Origin of the sequence: Pseudomonas sp. URMO17WK12:I9, from assembly GCF_900230165.1 — a bacterium.
Classification (GTDB): domain Bacteria; phylum Pseudomonadota; class Gammaproteobacteria; order Pseudomonadales; family Pseudomonadaceae; genus Aquipseudomonas; species Aquipseudomonas fulva.
This window is the reverse complement of sequence record NZ_OCMQ01000020.1, coordinates 14,866-15,912: the sequence shown is the minus strand read 5'-3', so window position 1 is coordinate 15,912 and position 1,047 is coordinate 14,866. Positions and strand designations below refer to the sequence as shown.

Genomic DNA, 1,047 nt, shown 5'->3' with positions numbered 1-1,047 from the left:
GTCACCGGAGTCTGGGCCGGATTGGTCAGCGTCACGGTGTAGGTGATAACGCCGCCTTCGGTGACCGAAGGACTCGCGGTCAGGGTCGCGCTAGTGGAGTCGATTGAATCGTTGATAGTCGTTACAGCTGGCGTCGGATTCGGCGTCAGCTGTTCGAAGTTGCCACCCGTAGCGCTGTCGATGGTCACGCTAACGGTCGAACCGTTGTTGTAGACGTCGTTTGCCGGAGTTTGGAAATCGATACTGCCCTGAGTCTTGCCAGCCTCAACGGTGATGACCTGGCCGTTGGACAGGGTCACAGTCACTGGAGTCTGAGCCGGATTGGTCAGCGTTACGGTGTAGGTGATGACGCCGCCTTCGGTGACGCTCGGCGAAGCCGTCAAGGTTGCGGTGGTCGTATCGATCGAATCGTTGATTGTGGTAACTGCTGGCGTCGAGTTCGGCGTCAACTGCTCGAAGTTGCCGCCTGTAGCGCTGTCGATGGTCACACTAACGGTGGCACCGTTGTTGTTATAGACATCGTTCGCCGGAGTTTGGAAATCGATACTGCCCTGAGTCTTGCCAGCCTCAACAGTGATGACCTGGCCGTTGGACAAGGTCACAGTCACCGGGGTCTGGGCCGGATTGGTCAGCGTCACGGTGTAGGTGATAACGCCGCCTTCGGTGACCGAAGGACTCGCGGTCAGGGTCGCGGCAGTGGAGTCGATTGAATCGTTGATCGTCGTTACAGCTGGCGTCGGGTTCGGCGTCAGCTGTTCGAAGTTGCCGCCCGTGGCGCTGTCGATGGTCACGCTAACGGTCGAACCGTTGTTGTAGACATCGTTCGCCGGGGTTTGGAAGTCGATGCTGCCCTGGGTCTTGCCTGCTTCAACAGTGATGACCTGGCCGTTGGACAAGGTCACAGTCACCGGGGTCTGAGCCGGGTTGGTTAGCGTCACGGTGTAAGTGATCGCGCCGCCCTCGGTCACGCTCGGCGAAGCCGTCAGCGTGGCAGTGGTGGTGTCGATCGAATCATTAATCGTGGTAACCGCAGCCGCAGGATTCGGG

General features: G+C 59.1%; 1 protein-coding gene. It reads right to left on the bottom strand.

Features of this window, described 5'->3' with window-relative positions; genetic code table 11:
- Window positions 1-1,047, bottom strand: a 1,047-nt coding sequence (locus CRP40_RS21540) for an immunoglobulin-like domain-containing protein (protein ID WP_141400923.1), incomplete at both ends; no start/stop codon positions are given.